This window comes from Vibrio sp. YYF0003, from assembly GCF_036350715.1.
Classification (GTDB): Bacteria; Pseudomonadota; Gammaproteobacteria; order Enterobacterales; family Vibrionaceae; genus Vibrio; species Vibrio natriegens.
In genome coordinates, this window is sequence record NZ_JAZDWA010000008.1 from 72,112 (window position 1) to 89,830 (window position 17,719).

General features: G+C 45.3%; 13 protein-coding genes. 3 read left to right on the plus strand and 10 right to left on the minus strand.

What is annotated here, in order from left to right:
* Window positions 1-60: 60 nt before the first annotated feature.
* Window positions 61-3,954, minus strand: coding sequence for a phosphoribosylformylglycinamidine synthase (gene purL / locus V1U08_RS19740; protein WP_329346783.1), 3,894 nt, complete (start codon window positions 3,952-3,954; stop codon window positions 61-63).
* Between the two features lie 298 nt (window positions 3,955-4,252).
* Here purL and mltF point away from each other — a divergent pair, with 298 nt between their 5' ends.
* Window positions 4,253-5,896, plus strand: coding sequence for a membrane-bound lytic murein transglycosylase MltF (gene mltF / locus V1U08_RS19745; protein WP_239949559.1), 1,644 nt, complete (start codon window positions 4,253-4,255; stop codon window positions 5,894-5,896).
* A 512-nt stretch (window positions 5,897-6,408) separates the two neighbouring features.
* Window positions 6,409-6,543, plus strand: coding sequence for a hypothetical protein (locus tag V1U08_RS19750; RefSeq protein ID WP_086027116.1), 135 nt, complete (start codon window positions 6,409-6,411; stop codon window positions 6,541-6,543).
* A gap of 51 nt (window positions 6,544-6,594) precedes the next feature.
* On the opposite strand, the gene tadA is transcribed toward V1U08_RS19750, so the two are convergent.
* The 6 genes from tadA to V1U08_RS19780 form a co-directional block, all read right to left on the minus strand.
* Entirely contained in the window at window positions 6,595-7,128 is a 534-nt protein-coding gene (gene tadA / locus V1U08_RS19755) for a tRNA adenosine(34) deaminase TadA (protein ID WP_081280044.1), read from the minus strand.
* A 159-nt stretch (window positions 7,129-7,287) separates the two neighbouring features.
* Window positions 7,288-8,847: an AbgT family transporter gene (locus V1U08_RS19760; RefSeq protein WP_014230991.1), complete on the minus strand. Its 1,560-nt coding sequence runs from the start codon at window positions 8,845-8,847 to the stop codon at window positions 7,288-7,290.
* A 299-nt stretch (window positions 8,848-9,146) separates the two neighbouring features.
* A complete protein-coding gene (locus V1U08_RS19765) occupies window positions 9,147-9,557 on the minus strand; it encodes a type IV pilus modification PilV family protein (RefSeq protein ID WP_065299206.1) in 411 nt (136 codons plus the stop codon).
* The gene (locus V1U08_RS19770; protein ID WP_330471295.1) at window positions 9,547-10,860 is read right to left on the minus strand and encodes a hypothetical protein; all 1,314 of its coding nucleotides are present in this window, start codon (window positions 10,858-10,860) and stop codon (window positions 9,547-9,549) included. Before V1U08_RS19770 ends, V1U08_RS19765 begins: the two co-directional genes overlap by 11 nt.
* The gene (locus V1U08_RS19775; protein WP_330471296.1) at window positions 10,857-11,474 is read right to left on the minus strand and encodes a PilW family protein; all 618 of its coding nucleotides are present in this window, start codon (window positions 11,472-11,474) and stop codon (window positions 10,857-10,859) included. Before V1U08_RS19775 ends, V1U08_RS19770 begins: the two co-directional genes overlap by 4 nt.
* Entirely contained in the window at window positions 11,455-11,964 is a 510-nt protein-coding gene (locus V1U08_RS19780) for a GspH/FimT family pseudopilin (protein WP_330471297.1), read from the minus strand. The genes V1U08_RS19775 and V1U08_RS19780 overlap by 20 nt, the downstream gene beginning before the upstream one ends.
* A gap of 103 nt (window positions 11,965-12,067) precedes the next feature.
* On the opposite strand from V1U08_RS19780, the gene V1U08_RS19785 reads away from it, so the two are divergent.
* A complete protein-coding gene (locus V1U08_RS19785) occupies window positions 12,068-12,502 on the plus strand; it encodes a type IV pilin protein (RefSeq protein ID WP_330471298.1) in 435 nt (144 codons plus the stop codon).
* Window positions 12,503-12,568: 66 nt separating this feature from the next.
* Here V1U08_RS19785 and dnaJ read toward each other — a convergent pair whose 3' ends face one another.
* From dnaJ to V1U08_RS19800, 3 genes are all read right to left on the minus strand, one after another.
* The gene (gene dnaJ / locus V1U08_RS19790) at window positions 12,569-13,720 is read right to left on the minus strand and encodes a molecular chaperone DnaJ (RefSeq protein WP_014230985.1); all 1,152 of its coding nucleotides are present in this window, start codon (window positions 13,718-13,720) and stop codon (window positions 12,569-12,571) included.
* Between the two features lie 217 nt (window positions 13,721-13,937).
* Window positions 13,938-15,848, minus strand: a complete 1,911-nt coding sequence (dnaK, locus tag V1U08_RS19795) for a molecular chaperone DnaK (RefSeq protein ID WP_014230984.1) — start codon at window positions 15,846-15,848, stop codon at window positions 13,938-13,940.
* A gap of 334 nt (window positions 15,849-16,182) precedes the next feature.
* Complete coding sequence (locus tag V1U08_RS19800; RefSeq protein ID WP_014230983.1) at window positions 16,183-17,457, minus strand: dicarboxylate/amino acid:cation symporter; 1,275 nt, start codon at window positions 17,455-17,457, stop codon at window positions 16,183-16,185.
* Window positions 17,458-17,719 lie beyond the last annotated feature (262 nt).

Consider the following 17,719-nt stretch of genomic DNA (forward strand, 5'->3'; position numbering starts at 1 on the left):
AAGCGCAGACCTTTCGATCTGCGCTTTACGGTTTGTTAGCTGTTTATATAAAAAACAGAATTAACCGATGTTCTTACGTGCGTTTTGGAACATACGCATCCAAGCGCCGTTTTCACCCCAGCCTTCTGGAGACCAAGAGTTTGCAACCGTACGGAATACACGCTCTGGGTGAGGCATCATAATGGTTACACGGCCATCTGCTGTAGTCAGACCGGTAATCGCATTTGGCGAACCATTCGGGTTGTTCGGGTATTGTTGCGTTGGGTTACCGTTATTATCAACGTAACGTAGTGCTACAGTACCTGACGCTTCAATTGCGTTTAGGTGCTCACCGTCACGTACTTCTACACGACCTTCACCGTGAGAAACCGCGATAGGCATACGTGAGCCAGCCATGCCGTCGAAGAACACAGAATCAGACTTCTGTACTTCAACCAGACTAAAGCGTGCTTCAAAACGCTCAGATTCGTTGCGAACAAAACGTGGCCACAAGTCTGCACCCGGGATAAGTTCTTTCAGGTTAGAAAGCATCTGACAACCGTTACACACACCTAGAGAGAATGTCTCTTCACGGTTGAAGAACGCTTGGAACTGCTCACGAGCTTGTGCGTTAAACAGGATAGACTTCGCCCAACCTTCACCCGCACCTAGTACGTCACCGTAAGAGAAACCGCCACACGCTACCAGACCTTGGTATTCATCCAGTGCCGCTTGGCCTGTCAGAATGTCGCTCATGTGGATGTCGGTTGCTTCAAAGCCAGCACGGTCAAAGGCTGCTGCCATTTCAACGTGAGAGTTAACACCTTGCTCACGAAGAATCGCCATCTTAGGTTTCGCGCCTTTCGCAATGTAAGGTGCTGCGATATCTTCATTCACATCAAAGCTTAGAGATACGTTCAGACCTGGGTCCGTGTTGTCTTTCTTCGCTTCAAATTCTTGGTCTGCACATGCTGGGTTATCACGTAGCGCCTGCATTTTGTGCGTTGTTTCAGCCCAGATAACACGTAGGTCTGTACGTGAACGCTCAAGTACAACTGCATCACCAGACGTGATAACAAAGTCGTCTGAAGCTTCAACAGAACCAATCACATGTGAACATGCTTCTAAGCCATTCGCTGCTAGCGTAGACAGAACTGAATCCAGCTCTTCGTTCTTAACCTGAACAACTGCACCTAGCTCTTCGTTAAATAGAACTGCCAGCGCATCTTCGCCCAGACCTTCGATGTTCGCTTTCACACCACAGTGACCAGCGAATGCCATCTCAGCAAGTGTTACGAACAGACCGCCGTCACCTTTATCGTGGTAAGCAACAAGCTTGTCATCACGAACCAGTGTTTGCATTGCATCGAAGAAGCCTTTTAGCTGCTCTGCGTTGTCTACGTCTGCAGGCTTGTCACCAAGCTGCTTGTAAACCTGTGCCAGTGCTGTTGCACCCAAACGGTTTTTGCCGTTACCCAGGTCAACAAGAACAAGTGAAGAATCACCTTTGTCAGTGCGTAGCTGAGGCGTTACTGTCTTACGTACGTCTTCAACACGGCCAAACGCAGTGATTACTAGCGATAGTGGCGAAGTCACTTCTTTGCTTTCGCCATTTTCTTCCCACTTGGTCTTCATCGACATTGAGTCTTTACCAACAGGGATAGTCAAACCTAGCGCCGGACATAGCTCTTCGCCCACAGCTTTCACTGCTTCGTAAAGACCTGCGTCTTCACCTGGGTGACCCGCTGGAGACATCCAGTTCGCAGACAGTTTAATGCGCTTAATATCACCGATGTCAGTCGCCGCGATGTTAGTTAGTGACTCACCAACAGCCAGGCGAGCAGACGCGCCGAAGTCTAGTAGAGCAACCGGAGTACGCTCACCCATCGACATCGCTTCACCGTGGTATGTGTCGTAACTTGCCGCCGTAACTGCACAGTTCGCTACAGGAACCTGCCAAGGACCAACCATCTGGTCACGAGCGACCAAACCTGTTACTGAGCGGTCACCGATAGTAATCAGGAACGTTTTCTCAGCTACAGTTGGAAGACGAAGTACGCGATCTGCCGCTTCGTTGATTTCAATACCGTCACGTGTAATCGCTGGGCTATCTACTTTCAATGTCGTTGCTTCACGGTGCATCTTCGGTGTTTTACCAAGCAAGATATCCATTGGCATATCAATTGGCGTGTTGTCGAAGTGAGAGTCTTCTAGTGTCAGATGACGTTCTTCTGTTGCCACACCAACCACTGCGTAAGGTGCACGCTCACGCTTACAGATTGCATCGAATGCTTCCATATGTTCTGGCGCAACTGCAAGAACGTAACGTTCCTGAGATTCGTTACACCAGATTTCCAGCGGGCTCATGCTCAATTCATCATTTGGTACATCACGTAGCTGGAACTTACCGCCACGCTCGCCATCGTCACAAAGCTCAGGAAGTGCGTTAGAGATACCGCCCGCGCCCACATCGTGGATAAATGCGATTGGGTTCTCTTCACCTAGCTGCCAACAACGGTCGATAACTTCCTGACAACGACGTTCCATCTCTGGGTTTTCACGCTGTACTGAAGCAAAGTCCAGATCTTCTGCTGACTGACCAGACGCCATTGAAGACGCAGCGCCGCCACCAAGACCGATGTTCATTGCCGGGCCACCAAGTACGATTAGGCTCGCACCTACTGGGATCTCTTTCTTCTGTACGTGTTCGTCACGGATATTACCCATACCACCAGCAATCATGATTGGCTTGTGGTAGCCACGAATTTCTTCACCTGCGTGAGAAGTCACTTTCTCTTCGTAGGTACGGAAGTAACCTAATAGGTTTGGACGACCAAATTCGTTGTTGAATGCCGCGCCACCCAGAGGGCCTTCAAGCATGATATCTAACGCGTTTACGATACGACCCGGCTTACCGAAGTCCGTTTCCCAAGGCTGTTCAAAACCAGGAATACGCAAGTTAGACGTTGTAAAACCAACCAGACCCGCTTTAGGCTTACCACCGATACCTGTCGCGCCTTCGTCACGGATTTCACCACCTGAACCGGTTGATGCGCCTGGCCATGGAGAGATAGCCGTTGGGTGGTTGTGCGTCTCTACCTTCATCAAGATGTGCGCATCTTCATGGTGGTAAGTGTATTGACGTGATTTAGGATCTGGGAAGAAACGACCCACTTTAGAACCTGTCATTACCGCTGCGTTATCTTTGTAAGCAGACAGAACGTGGTCTGGCGTCGTTTCAAATGTGTTTTTGATCATCTTAAACAGAGACTTCTCTTGGTCTACGCCATCGATAGTCCAGTCTGCATTAAAGATCTTATGACGACAGTGCTCTGAGTTCGCCTGAGCAAACATCATCAGCTCGATGTCGTTTGGATTACGACCTAACTTAGTGAAGTTCTCCACTAAGTAATCAATTTCATCTTCTGCTAGCGCCAAGCCAAGTGAAACGTTTGCTTCTTCAAGCGCAAGACGACCACCAGCTAAGATATCAACGTGCGCCACTGGAGCTGGCTCTGCCACAGTAAATAGTGCAGAAGCGGCTTCAAGCTCGGTAAACACCGTTTCCATCATGCGGTCGTGGATTAGCGCTTTAACTGTGTCGATTTGAGCATCAGAAAGTGTCGCAGACGTTTCTACGTAGTACGCTGTACCACGCTCCAGACGCTTAACATTGTCCAGACCACAGTTGATAGCAATATCGGTAGATTTAGAAGACCAAGGCGAAATAGTGCCAGGACGAGGCGTAACAAGAAGTAGAAGACCTTCAGGCTCGTGCTCTTCGATCGTTGGACCGTAAGTCAGCAACTTTTCAAGCTTTTCTAACTCTTGGTCATCAAGGTCAGATTTTAGATCCGCAAAGTGCATAAACTCGGCGTAAATGCCGGTTACAGGCAGATCTTGTTCACGACAAAGTTCCAATAGTTTGTTAACACGGAACTCAGAAAGAGCTGGGGAGCCACGCAAAATTCTCATGTGCTTAGGTCTCTTATGCAATTGATTAAGGTGATATTGGAATAAATTCAGCCACTTAGGCGTAAAAACCCGAACTTATACCGATTCCACCTCTCCTTTGCGAGCGCATTATATAGCAATTGTTTTTGTGATGTAACACCAAAAGCAACCGTTTGCGTCAATTTTTTTATCAAATTTGAATTATAACCAAAATGTCGATAAAACACGCAATGTCGCACTCTATGTGTGCGATTCCCTTTGCCCCACCACTTCCCTTTGATATAAAGGTAGTTAGAAATTTCTCGAGAAGTACCAATTAATGCAAATTAGCCAGCTCAACCGACTTAAGCGCAGCGTCCTACTTTTCGCTTCTGTGCTACTACTTTCTGCCTGCCAAATTGAGTCGACCCCAAAAAGTGAATTCCAAAAAATCCAGGAACGTGGCGTTCTTCGAGTTGGCACACTGAATAACCAGCTCTCTTATTACATTGGTCCCGATGGCCCTGCGGGCTTGGACTATGAACTTGCACGTCAGTTCGCAGAAGAACTCGGGGTGAAGCTAGAAATTAAACCCGCTTTTCGCCAAGCCGATCTTTTTCCAGCACTCAAGAAAGGCGATATTGATATTATTGCCACAGGTTTGAACCAGACTTCTCAAGCGGTAAAGCGTTTTCGACCTGGCCCTGCCTACTACTATGTCAGCCAGCAAGTCGTGTATAAAAAGGGGCAGCTGAGGCCTCGTAGTATTGAGCGATTGATAAAATATCAAGCGACTCAGGCTGACGAAGCCGATGCCGATAGCAACGCGGCAGCTAATACACTGCAAATCGTCGAGCAATCACAATATGTTCCGACACTAACGGCATTAAAAAAGCAGTATCCTGAGCTACAGTTTGAAATCGTTGGCAACGCCGATACCAGAGATTTGCTGAAACGCGTATCCACAGGCGAATTGCGCTTCACGGTGACGGACTCAGTTGAGCTTTCACTGGCCCAGCGCCTTTACCCTGATTTAGCTTTAGCATTTGAGTTAACGGAAGACCAACCGGTGTCTTGGTTTACCCGCCGTTCCGAAGATGAAAGCTTATACGCGATGCTGATAGAGTTTTTCGGCAACATCAAGCAATCGGGTGAACTCGCCTCCTTGGAAGAAAAATACATTGGCCATATTGAAGCGTTTGATTATGTGGATACTCGGGCTTTCATTCGTGCACTGGATGACAAACTTCCTAAATGGTCTCCCCTATTCCAAAAGTACAGCGAAGAGTTTGATTGGCGCTTAATCGCAGCATTGGCTTATCAAGAATCTCACTGGAAACCAAAAGCGAAGTCTCCAACTGGCGTGCGCGGCATGATGATGCTCACCTTACCTACGGCGAAAAGCGTCGGCGTGACCAACCGTCTCGATCCTGAGCAGTCTATCCGTGGTGGTGTCGAGTACCTGCGCCGGATTGTCGCTCGCGTACCCGAAACGATCAGTGATCACGAAAAGATTTGGTTCGCGCTGGCGTCTTATAACATTGGTTATGGTCATATGCTGGACGCTCGACGCCTGACAAAAGCTCAGGGCGGCGATCCCAATGCGTGGGCGGACGTAAAAGACAGGCTACCATTACTGCGTCAAAAGCGTTTCTACAGCCAAACGCGTTACGGTTATGCCCGAGGAGATGAGGCGCGTAATTACGTTGAAAATATTCGTCGTTACTATCAGTCAATTATCGGCCACGTCAGTCAGAAGCCAGCTACCGATGAAAGCACTGAAGATCTGCAAGTCATCCCACCGCTCAATCCCGACACCCTCACGTCAGGTGCAGTAGAAAGTATCGCTGAGACAGTATCGGGCGCTGTTGAGAGTGTATCGGAACCAACAACAGAGCAGATAGAGGATGAAAAACCCGAGGTTTCAGGCGCTTCTGGTACGACAGAAGAAAACGAAACAACGTCAGAAGTCATTCCCGAATAAGACTCAAACATCGAATTAAAAATGGCGAGTGAATAGCTCGTCATTTTTTGTTGAGTCTTTGAACAAACTTATCTAGAATCGATCTTTCCGAGTTCGGTCAGCATCATAAAGTAAGTGCAAACAAACTTAACGACCAACATTGTAAGCCCTTAATATTTAAACGTTAGTTAGATATTTTGAGCACAATATACTCGGCTGGCTACCCTCTCCCGATTAAACATGACACTGATTATTAGAATGTCATCTAATGGTTGTCCACTAATCTGAGATCGGGATATGAATGTCATTGCGATTGAAAATCACATCGATGACGCTCGGCCCATTATCAGTGTTGCAATTTCCCATGCCTAACTGGACGCCAACTACACACCACGTTTTGTGTTAGCGGGGTTGATTATGTTGTGCATGAAAAAGTGAATTGTTTAACGTGATAACGATGAGTTTAGGTTAGTTAGACACAATCAGTGTCTACTTGAGGGTGTTCGTAGTCTTGTCTGCTAGAGGTTTAGAATATGAGAAGACGTAAGGTTCAGTCAAAGCGTTTGCATAATACAGTGGCGGCAATTCGTCGTAAGCGCAAACTGACGAGCATGAAAAAGAAAATCAGTGAACGCCATCGTGTTTTCATTCACTTAGTGAATCACTGATCAAGAAGCAAACATCTACCCGAACGTAGATGTTTGCTGAATCTCTCTTCCTCAATTCCCATTCTTTGTCTGATCACTCTGTAACGCTTTTTCAGCCTGTTTCTTTGCCTTAATCTCTTTACGGCGGCGTTTAAAAAAAGCTTGGAGCTGATCTCGGCACTCGGCTTCTAACAGCCCTTTTTCAACCATTGCATAATGGTAGGCTGCCTGACTTTCGAACAGGTTTAACACTGTCCCTGCGGCTCCGGCTTTCAGGTCCGGCGCACCGAATACCACTCGCTTAACACGGCTGTGTAACAGCGCTCCAGCACACATCGGGCAAGGTTCTAACGTCACATAAAGCGTTGTATCCAATAAACGATAGTTCTCTAATACTTGTCCCGCTTTGCGCAGAGTCTGAATTTCTGCATGGGCAGTCGCGTCATGAGTACAAATAGAGCGGTTCCAGCCCTCTGCAATAACCTCTCCATCTTTTACTAAGACGGCTCCAACAGGCACCTCTCCTTCCGCTTCAGCCAGCTCAGCCAATTGGATGGCTCTACGCATAAATTGTTCGTCTTGGGGCGTAAATTGAAGGTCTGACAAAGGGACTCCAGATTAGTGAATGTGCGACGGGCCAATATTACCACTAACTTTCGACACGCTACAGTCACGTTAGAAATTACCGATGTCCTCCCCAAAAGAAAGAACAAAAAAAAAGCGCAGACCTTGCGATCTGCGCTTTCAAATTTAAGCTTTTGCGACTTACATGGTGTAAGTGTACGGCGCTTGAATACCTAGAGGAATACCAATCATCCAGTAAACAATCAGGAAGATTGACCAGCCGATCAGCATAGCGATCGAGAATGGCATCATCAGTGATGCAAGCGTACCAATACCGGTCGACTTCACGTAACGCTGACAGTACACCACCACTAGTGGGAAGAATACCATCAGAGGTGAAATGATGTTCGATACAGAGTCACCGACACGATATGCCGCCTGAGACAACTCAGGAGAGATGCCAACCGCCATTAGCATAGGAACCAGAATTGGACCAATTAGAGCCCATTTCGCAGACGCAGAACCAATAAGCAGGTTTACCGAAGCCGTTAGCAAAATCATACCAATGATCGTAGCTTCACCCGGAAGGTTCATTGCTTTCAGACCTTCAGCGCCGTATAGCGCCAGCATCGTACCAATGTTTGACTGAGCAAATGCTGATAGGAACTGAGCACAGAAGAAAGACATAACGATGTAAGCACCCATCGTCGACATGGTGTCTGCCATCGCCTTAATGATGTCGTTGCTGGATTTGAATGTACCAGAAACTTTACCGTATACGTAACCAGGGATGATAAACAGAATGAAGATCAGTGGAACGATCGACTTCATGATTGGTGCAGAGAATGCAGTAATCTCGCCTTCAGGTGAGCGTAATGCTGAAGTTTCAGGAATTAACGCCACAACAAGAAGAGCAATACCAGCCAGCATCGACCAACCCGCGTAGCGGAATGCTTTTGATTCAATTTCAGAGAATGAACCTAGGTCAGGAGCGGCTTCTGCATCTTCATCTACTGGGGTTTTCGCTAAACGTGGCTCAATAATTTTCTCAGTAACGTACCAACCGATAGCCACAATGATTACTGATGAGATACCAGTAAAGAAGATGTTTGCTAGAGGGTTAACAACGTATTCAGGATCGAGAACTTGTGCTGCTGTTTGCGTGAAACCAGCCAACAGTGGGTCGATACCAGAAGGAATAAAGTTTGCAGAGAAACCACCTGATACACCCGCGAACGCTGCCGCAATACCCGCTAGAGGATGACGGCCTGCTGCATGGAAAATAATACCACCCAGAGGGATAACCAGGACGTAGCCAGCATCTGCTGCAGTATGCGATACAATAGCAACCAGAATAAGCATTGGAGTAAGAAGCTTCGCAGGTGTAAAGCTCAGCATCTTCTTAAGGCCCGTGGTGATAAAGCCTGAAGAGTCAGCAACACCCACGCCCAACATAGCGACCAATACGATACCTAGTGGTGCAAAGCCAGTGAATGTCGTCACCATATTTGCAAGGAAGCTAGCCAACGCTTCCCCTGTCAACAAGTTAGTGATGATTAAAGTTTCACCAGTTCTAGGGTTTACAAGATCGAAAGAGACATTCGATAAAAGTGCAGATGCCGCCCAGGTAATGACTAGTGCCCAAAAGAACAAAATCGCAGGATCAGGAATTTTGTTACCTGCACGCTCAATAAAGTTTAGAAAGCGATCCATCCCACTCGGCTTAGAAGATGGCGCCTTATTAATTGCTTGGTTACTCATGGTAACTCCATAATGAATGATGTTGGTGCTATGGCCTTTTGGAATAATTTATTGCGGCCTGTTTTCAGCCAAGTATTCTAGTTAAAACCAAGATAAAAAGTACAAGATGCTAGTATTTTTTCATATTTGGAGACACATTTTGCAAAAATGGCAACCGGATGAAACATAATAAAAACAGCAGCACATCATTCACGTTAACAGTTCTAAAACCCTCCATTAACTGATGGAAATAAACCTGAAAAGGACGTAGGAAAAAGCGACGATGCTTTTTAAAGCAATAATGACGCACTGGAGAAGCGTTATTTATCAAATTCACTATAACGAGAAATCATCGTTTTCAACTGAACAGACTGGGTCTGCCCCATCCTGTCTTCCCAGCTTGAAGTAACAGTAATCGTTTTAAGAGACCCAGAGATTGTTGCGGGAGGCACCACCCACTCCACTGTGTAAGCTCCCGCAGCGGAAGAGCCTGTAGCGATAGAATCAAAGTCGGCGATGGGTATTACAGAAACGGCAGAAGATGCACCTCGGGTGCGGAACCATTCGAGTTTGTTTTCGGCCAGACGAAGAGCCTCGATACTTTGAATCGCATAGTCCGATTCGCGCTCTAAGTACACATTTAGCTTTGTTAAACCTAATGCCCCTACTCCGAGAAGCAGAAAAGCAACTAATACTTCGAGTAAACTAAATCCTTGCTGTTTAGAGATCATTCCAGGAGCCTTTTTTCCAATATACTTTTTTGATCTTTTTCAATGGTTCATCAATCACATCACGATTGTACTGAAAATCTAATGCGGCGTTGAAAAGAGCGAAAGTGCCAGGGGCATCCATTACAAAACCTCCTAGAGGGTTAAAAGAGCCATGTTGGAAGTAGCCGACTCTTTCCTTTTTCATTGGTACGGTAGCAGCAAGCGCAGAAATCACCCCTTTTAAATCTTTATGGTTCTCAAGTTTATCCCAACCAACAAAGTCCGGAACAACCCCCTTCGGATCAGCATATAGGGGGGAAATAAAGTGATAGAGCATGCCAGTAAAGTCCTGAGTTCCTCTCGTAGATAAAATCCCGTCTTGAACGACTAAAATAATGCCACTACCACTTAAGTGTTTATCAATAGCAGATTTGATGCTGGAAAATCCTGCCGTATCTATTTCACATCCACCGTAGACCCAAACCAGATCTTTGCCGGCTTTAATGTTGTCTACGATATTTTCCGCACACTTGTCGTTGAAACTAGGCTTAGGTAAATCTTTCTCAGAGTCCAATTTGGCAGGGTTTAATGAGAGTGGCACATAACCAAACAGCGAGTTGTCAGACATCACATCAAACCATTCGCTTCGTGGCACATCAAATACATCCTTAAAAGGATCCATGCTTGAAGATTTTCGATAGTCATCTTCAGAGTTAGCAACACTCTTTGCCCAACTGTAATGAGTTGTTGCACATTCTTGCAATTGTCCAGGGTTGCTATCTGGAAATTTTGCGTAAGGCTTTTTAGACATTTGATAGGGATGACGTGTGCTCACGCTTGTAGCATAGAAATAATTGGAGTAGAGAACCGACGTGCATTCCCATAAATTATTTCCGAGACTTTTTCCGGGATCAGCAGAACTCGTATAGGAACCATTAATAACAAGATCAGAAGTAGATTTTATAGCCCCAGCCCCGCCAACAGCTGGAAACTTGATGATTTTCCGAAGCCTTGCGTTTTCTAATTCAGAAGTAACGACACTAAATTCTCCAGCAGAAAAAGTTAATCCATTGAGTTCCATTGCAGTTTTACAATCATCTACCGTGACGGGTATCTTTTTCTCTAGTTTAGCTTTAGAAAATGCACATTCCAGCCCACCCTCAGCTTTCCAATGCGCCTGTCGAGCTCTTAACTCATTCTGAGCAACTTTGATTTGAAAAAAGATACCTTTTGATGAAGCAAGAACCACAATCAAAGCAAGCAGCAAAAGAATGGAAGTCACCAGCAGTGCGACATAGCCTGATTGATTAGACTTAAATTTCATTGCCAGTTCCTTTGCTTAATTGAGACTGTTTCCACTTTGCTAAAAGAGCCATCAACCGTTTGTAAACCTAATTGGATGTCGGTTAATGCACTTGTCGTTTTTCCATTCGTAACGGTTCCTGAACTCACTGAAAATTGAGTGACGTGCAAAATATCTTCATCAAATAAAGATCGACAAAAATCTATACCATCAAAAGTTAATATTTGAGCTTGTGAAACCACACCTTTTTCGCATATTAAAAGTCGAGTATCGCGCTTCTCATACTTAATGTTTCGATAGTCTTTGTTACCCGGAGAGCCTTGTTTGAAATAAACAAAACCAACAGAAGAAGCGCCGCTCAACGTTATTGTATTTATAGAGCCAGATACCTTGAGCGAATTACCGTTTCCGCCATCGTAACCAGCTCGTTGAATATCTTCTTTCATCATTGCAAAAGTAAGGTTAATCCCCTGTAGGAGATGCAACTCCAAACTTTTATCTCTTGCTGTTTTTTGCAAGCTAAGAAAGACCGAGCCAATCACACCTAATAGAATTAAACCAATTAAAGAACTGATCATTAACTCGATTAAAGAGCTGCCTCTTTGATAGCGCAGCCTAACATTTAGAGTAGTCATATAATTTTGCTCCCGACATACTGCAAACTTTAATACGACCAGGAGGGTTAGAAAGTTTGATTTTCAGTTTGGAATTCTGATTGTTAGTCGAAAAGAACTCTATATTCCCAGAGTTCGGCCGTCCTCTTACTTCTTCAAAGCTTATATATTTCGCGTCATAGTTATGATTTATCGATAGCTCTGAATAAGGTGAACCGGATAAATGTAAAATGCTCATTCCGCCAGCAACGGAGGAATCCGTCAAGTTAAGTGACCAATTTCCTTTATTAATGGTGTTACCTTTATCCATCGAAAAATGTACATACAACTTTTTATTTCTCATTACCGCTTCTGACCTACTTTGATTCAGAAAACCAAAGAGTTCTGTTGCAAGGCCTTGCATCTGTACTGTTTGTGAAACACGACTAAATCTTGGTGCCGCAACTGCCAATAAAATACTCAGCACCGATACCGTAATAAGTAGCTCCAATAACGTAAACCCGCGAGGCATTTCCCAAATTCCTATGCAAACATCTAGTCAACAGTAATTCATCTTGCACAGATGCTATCACCTGCGAAAAATAGCCGTAAAAGTGAAAAGGGAACTACTCGTAATGATTCGAATATATTGTTGTAACAGAGACAAAATAAGATTAAGCGGGATGACATTGATCGAATTACTGATAGCCGTCGTGATTGTCGGGATCATTTCTGCTATCGCTTATCCCTCGTACACAAATCATGTCATTAAGTCGCACCGAACGGTGGCACTGAGCGATATCAGCCGTATCCAACTGGCTTTGGAAACCTCTTATGATGGAGGGTATGACTGGAGCTCTATTATTTCGGGAGGCAATTGCTCGATCTGTGATTCTGCAAATGATCGCTTTACTTTTTCTATCGTGAGTTCCGCAACCACGGCTTATACCATCACGGCAACAGCGAAATCCGATCTCGGCCAAGATAAGGACAGTTGCTTCCCCTCAGGAGTCAATGCACTCAAACTTACTGCAACCAATGTTGAGTCACCAAGTACATGCTGGAACTGAGCTTCGTCTAAAAACAAAAAGGCCTGCATCTCTGCAGGCCTTTGTGATTTTGAATTGTGGGGCGCTTTAGCTCGTCAGGTCATCGAAGAACTTTTTAACGCCATTGAAGAAACCTTCTGACTTAGGCTTGTGTTTTGTCGCCGCTTCGCCACCACAAGATTCTTCAAACTCTTTTAGCAACTCTTTCTGACGTGAACTTAGGTTCACCGGAGTTTCTACAACCAACTTAACGATCAGATCACCGATACCGCCGCCACGAACACCTTTCACACCTTTACCGCGCATACGGAACATACGGCCAGTTTGCGTTTCTGATGGTACTTTCAGGCTAACTCGGCCATCCAATGTTGGTACTTCTACTTCACCACCTAGTGCTGCCATGGCAAAACTTACTGGTACTTCACAGTATAGATTGTTGCCATCGCGCTCAAAAATATGGTGGTCTTTTACGTGTACCTGAACATATAGGTCACCTGCTGGTGCGCCCATTTCTCCCGCTTCACCTTCGCCAGACAGACGAATGCGATCACCCGTATCCACACCGGCAGGGATCTTAACGTTAAGTGTTTTGGTTTTCTGTTTGCGGCCCTGACCATGACACTCGTTACAAGGGTCTTTGATGATCTTACCTTTACCATGACAGGTTGGACAGGTTTGCTGAACCGCGAAGAAACCTTGACGCATTTGTACTTGGCCGTGGCCATGACAAGTACCACAGGTTTCAGCTGACGTACCTTTTTTCGCGCCGCTACCATCACAAGTATCACAGTGAACCAGTGTTGGAACTTCGATTTCTTTTGTTACACCGCGAACGGCTTCTTCTAGAGTCAGTTCCATGTTGTAACGAAGGTCAGCACCACGTTGTGCACGATGACCACCGCCACCACCACGGCGACCGCCACCAAAGATATCACCGAATACATCGCCAAAGATGTCGCCGAAATCAGCACCGCCGCCACCAAAGCCGCCACCACCGAAACCGCCGCCGCCTTGTTCAAAAGCAGCATGACCGTACTGGTCGTAAGCCGCTTTCTTCTGAGGATCAGTGAGAATTTCGTACGCTTCTTTTACTTCTTTAAACTTATCCGCAGCAGAATCATCACCCTGGTTACGGTCTGGGTGGAATTTCATTGCAAGACGCTTATACGCCTTTTTGATATCACGTTCTGATGCATCACGGCTTACGCCTAATACTTCGTAAAAATCACGTTTTGACATGTTCTTCGTCACCAATGTAGTACTGCAAACGGCCGCTGCCGCTTGGTGTTAATATCGTTTTAGATAAAAGCTTTCTCTGAAAAGCGCTTAGCTAGAAAGACTGGGCTATTTACAAACATGCGGGCGTTAGAGTCACCTCAAACGCCCGCAAAGATTCCAATAAGTGTTTCCAACAGGGTAATTTTCTACCAAAGTATCAAATTACCCTAATGTTGAATTACTTCTTATCGTCTTTAACTTCTTCGAACTCTGCATCTACAACATCGTCATCTGCAGACTTTTGAGCGCCAGCTTCAGCACCTTGTTGTGCTTGAGCTTGTTGCTGAGCGATTTCCATCAGTTTTTGAGCAGCAGTCATTAGCGCTTGAACTTTAGCGTCGATAGCTTCTTTATCTTCGCCTTTACGCGCTTCTTCTAGCTCAGAAATTGCAGCTTCAATCTTCTCTTTCTCTTCAGCTGGAAGTGCTTCACCCGCTTCTTCCACTTGCTTACGAGTACCGTGAATCATTTGGTCTGCTTGGTTACGTGCAGTTGCTAGCTCTTCGAACTTTTTGTCCGCTTCTTTGTTAGCTTCTGCTTCTTGTACCATTTTCTCGATGTCTTCGTCGCTTAGACCGCCAGAAGCCTGGATAGTGATCTTCTGCTCTTTACCAGTCTGCTTGTCTTTCGCTGATACGTGTAGGATACCGTCCGCATCAAGGTCGAAAGTTACTTCGATTTGTGGCATGCCACGTGGTGCAGGCTGGATGCCTTCTAGGTTGAATTGACCTAGAGACTTGTTGTACATCGCTTGCTTACGCTCACCTTGTAGAACGTGGATAGTTACCGCGCTCTGGTTGTCTTCTGCTGTAGAGAAAACTTGGTTCGCTTTAGTTGGGATAGTTGTGTTCTTCTCAACTAGCTTAGTCATTACGCCACCCATTGTCTCGATACCTAGAGACAGTGGAGTTACGTCTAGAAGCAGTACGTCTTTAACGTCACCAGCAAGTACACCACCTTGAACTGCAGCACCCATAGCTACCGCTTCATCAGGGTTCACGTCACGGCGAGCTTCTTTACCAAAGAACTCAGCCACTTTCGCTTGAACCATAGGCATACGAGTCTGACCACCAACTAGGATTACGTCAGTGATTTCGCTTACTGATAGGTCAGCGTCAGCTAGAGCTACTTTTAGAGGCTCAAGAGAACGTTGTACTAGGTCTTCAACTAGAGATTCTAGTTTCGCACGAGTCACTTTGATGTTCATGTGCTTAGGACCAGTCGCATCTGCAGTAACGTAAGGTAGGTTTACGTCAGTTTGAGTAGTAGAAGAAAGCTCGATTTTCGCTTTTTCTGCTGCTTCTTTAACACGCTGCATTGCAAGTGGATCGTTCTTAAGGTTGATACCTTGCTCTTTGTTGAACTCGTCAACCAAGTAGTTGATCAGACGGTTATCAAAGTCTTCACCACCTAGGTGAGTGTCACCGTTAGTTGCCAGAACTTCGAACGTTTTCTCGCCTTCAACTTCATCGATTTCGATGATTGAGATATCGAATGTACCACCACCAAGGTCGTATACAGCGATAGTGCGGTCACCGCCTTTCTTGTCTAGACCGTAAGCTAGCGCTGCTGCAGTTGGTTCGTTGATGATACGTTTAACTTCTAGACCTGCGATACGGCCAGCATCTTTTGTTGCTTGACGCTGAGCATCGTTGAAGTAAGCAGGTACTGTGATAACTGCGCCAGTTACTTCCTCACCTAGGAAGTCTTCAGCAGTTTTCTTCATTTTCTTAAGAACTTCAGCAGAAACCTGAGGAGCAGCCATTTTTTGGCCTTTCGCTTCTACCCAAGCGTCACCGTTGTCAGCCTTAACGATTTTGTAAGGCATGATTTCGATGTCACGCTGAACTTCTTCGTCTTCAAAACGACGACCGATTAGACGCTTAATTGCAAATAGCGTGTTTTCAGGGTTAGTTACTGCTTGACGTTTTGCTGGCTGACCTACTAGTGTCTCACCATCAGTGTAAGCAATAACCGATGCAGTAGTACGTTCACCCTCTGCGTTTTCAATTACACGAGGTTTGTCGCCGTCTAATACAGCAACACATGAGTTAGTAGTACCTAAGTCAATACCAATGATTTTACCCATCTGGCTATCTCCGAATAAATTCTATTTTCGTTTGGTTATAACCCCAATGTGGGGGGAGGAGAATCGGGTTTCAACCCTTGCTCACAAACAAAAATAATCAATGTTTGCTTCTCTATGCCACATAGATAAGGGCGGTAAAATGCTTTTCAAGGGCAGAATTGAAAAAAAGCGTTTTTTTTCTGATTTAATCGCTTTCTTTCTGATTAGTTAGGATTAGGTCACATCAAAGTCGTTCAATAAAGCAACACTAACCAAGAGAAAATGGGCACTCATGGCCCAGAAAACAAGAAAGCGAGCCGTAATAGCTCGCTTTCTTGTTTATTGGGTAACGCTACTATGCATTTGCCTGTACTGGCTCAGCATCAACGCTCTCCTCTTTACCAATCTCACCTTCTGTTTTTGCAACAATAGTGTTGACTGCGGTATCACCCACCACGTTTGATGAGGTACAGAACATGTCATTGATACGGTCAACTGCGGCAATAATTGCCAGGCCTTCTGGTGGTAAACCGAGTTGGTGAAGCAGAACACCAACCATCACAACACCACCGCCAGGAACACCACCCGCACCAATCGATAACAGAAGAATCGTCAAGCCTAGGGTGAAAATGTCCGAAGTATTAATAGGCTGACCAAAAGCGTTGGCGACAAACAATGTAGCCAGTGCAATATAGATAGACACACCTGACATGTTCATTGTCGCGCCTAGTGGCACACCAAAGCCTGCAACTGATTTAGACACCTGTAGCTTGTCTGTCAGAGTACGCATCGTTACAGGAATTGTCGCGTTTGAGCTTGCCGTAGATAGAGAAAATAAAATCTGCTCGCGAGTCGCACGAAGAAATGTCTTCGGAGACGTGCCTGTAGCAAGACCTACCGCCATTGGATAGAAAACGAAAATCCAGAACACAAGCATAGTCACAACCAAAGCAACATAACCTGCAACGGACATTAGCGTGTTTGCATCCAGCGTCGCACCTAATTGAATCATCAGCGCGAATACACCGTAAGGCGCAAGGCTCATCACCAACCCAACCAGCTTCATCATGATCTCATTAGCCATCTTAAAGGTACGGATAGCAGGACCACCACGAGAATCCAAAGCTTGAATCGCCAAACCGGTCAGAATTGCCATAAAAATGATTTGTAGCATGTCGCCATTAGCAAATGCCTGAACTGGATTGCTAGGGACAATGTTAACTACGAGAGAAAAGATATCTGGCGTTTCAGTTGTGGTCAGTTTAACGGTTTCAGCAACGGTACCGGCTAAATTAGCACCTGCACCAGGTTGGAAAATAAGGCCGACTGTCAGAGCAGCTGTAATCGCAATAATTGTGTTAACGATATAAAGCGCAAAGGTTTTACCACCAAGGCGACCAAACGCGCTGATATCTTTAAGATCAACAATGCCACATACGATTGAGACATAAACCAAAGGAACAACCAACAATTTAATCAGCGAGACGAACATGCCGCCCACACCTTCTGCCGTTCCAAGTAAGTAAGTGTCAAAAATCGCAACACCGTTAAATAAGTATTGGATTGCAGTTCCCAAAATGAGGCCGGCAAACAAGCCGACAAAAATCTTACTAGAAAGCGATTTATCCATCGTAAATCTCCGATATGTTGTGTTTGCTATTAACGCTTTTGTAGTTATATATGCTTACTTTTAAAGCATTCGTCGCAAATCATACACAGAGAAGTTACAAAATAAAGAGAAAGTTTACAAATTTGTTAACACTGAATATCAGCAAAATTCACTAGTTATCTCCCCAACATCCAGCACAAGCTTTCACAAAGTAAGTAATTACAGGAAGTTATGAAGCTTGAGTTCGAAACACAGAGCAAAAACTGAACTAATTTTCACTATA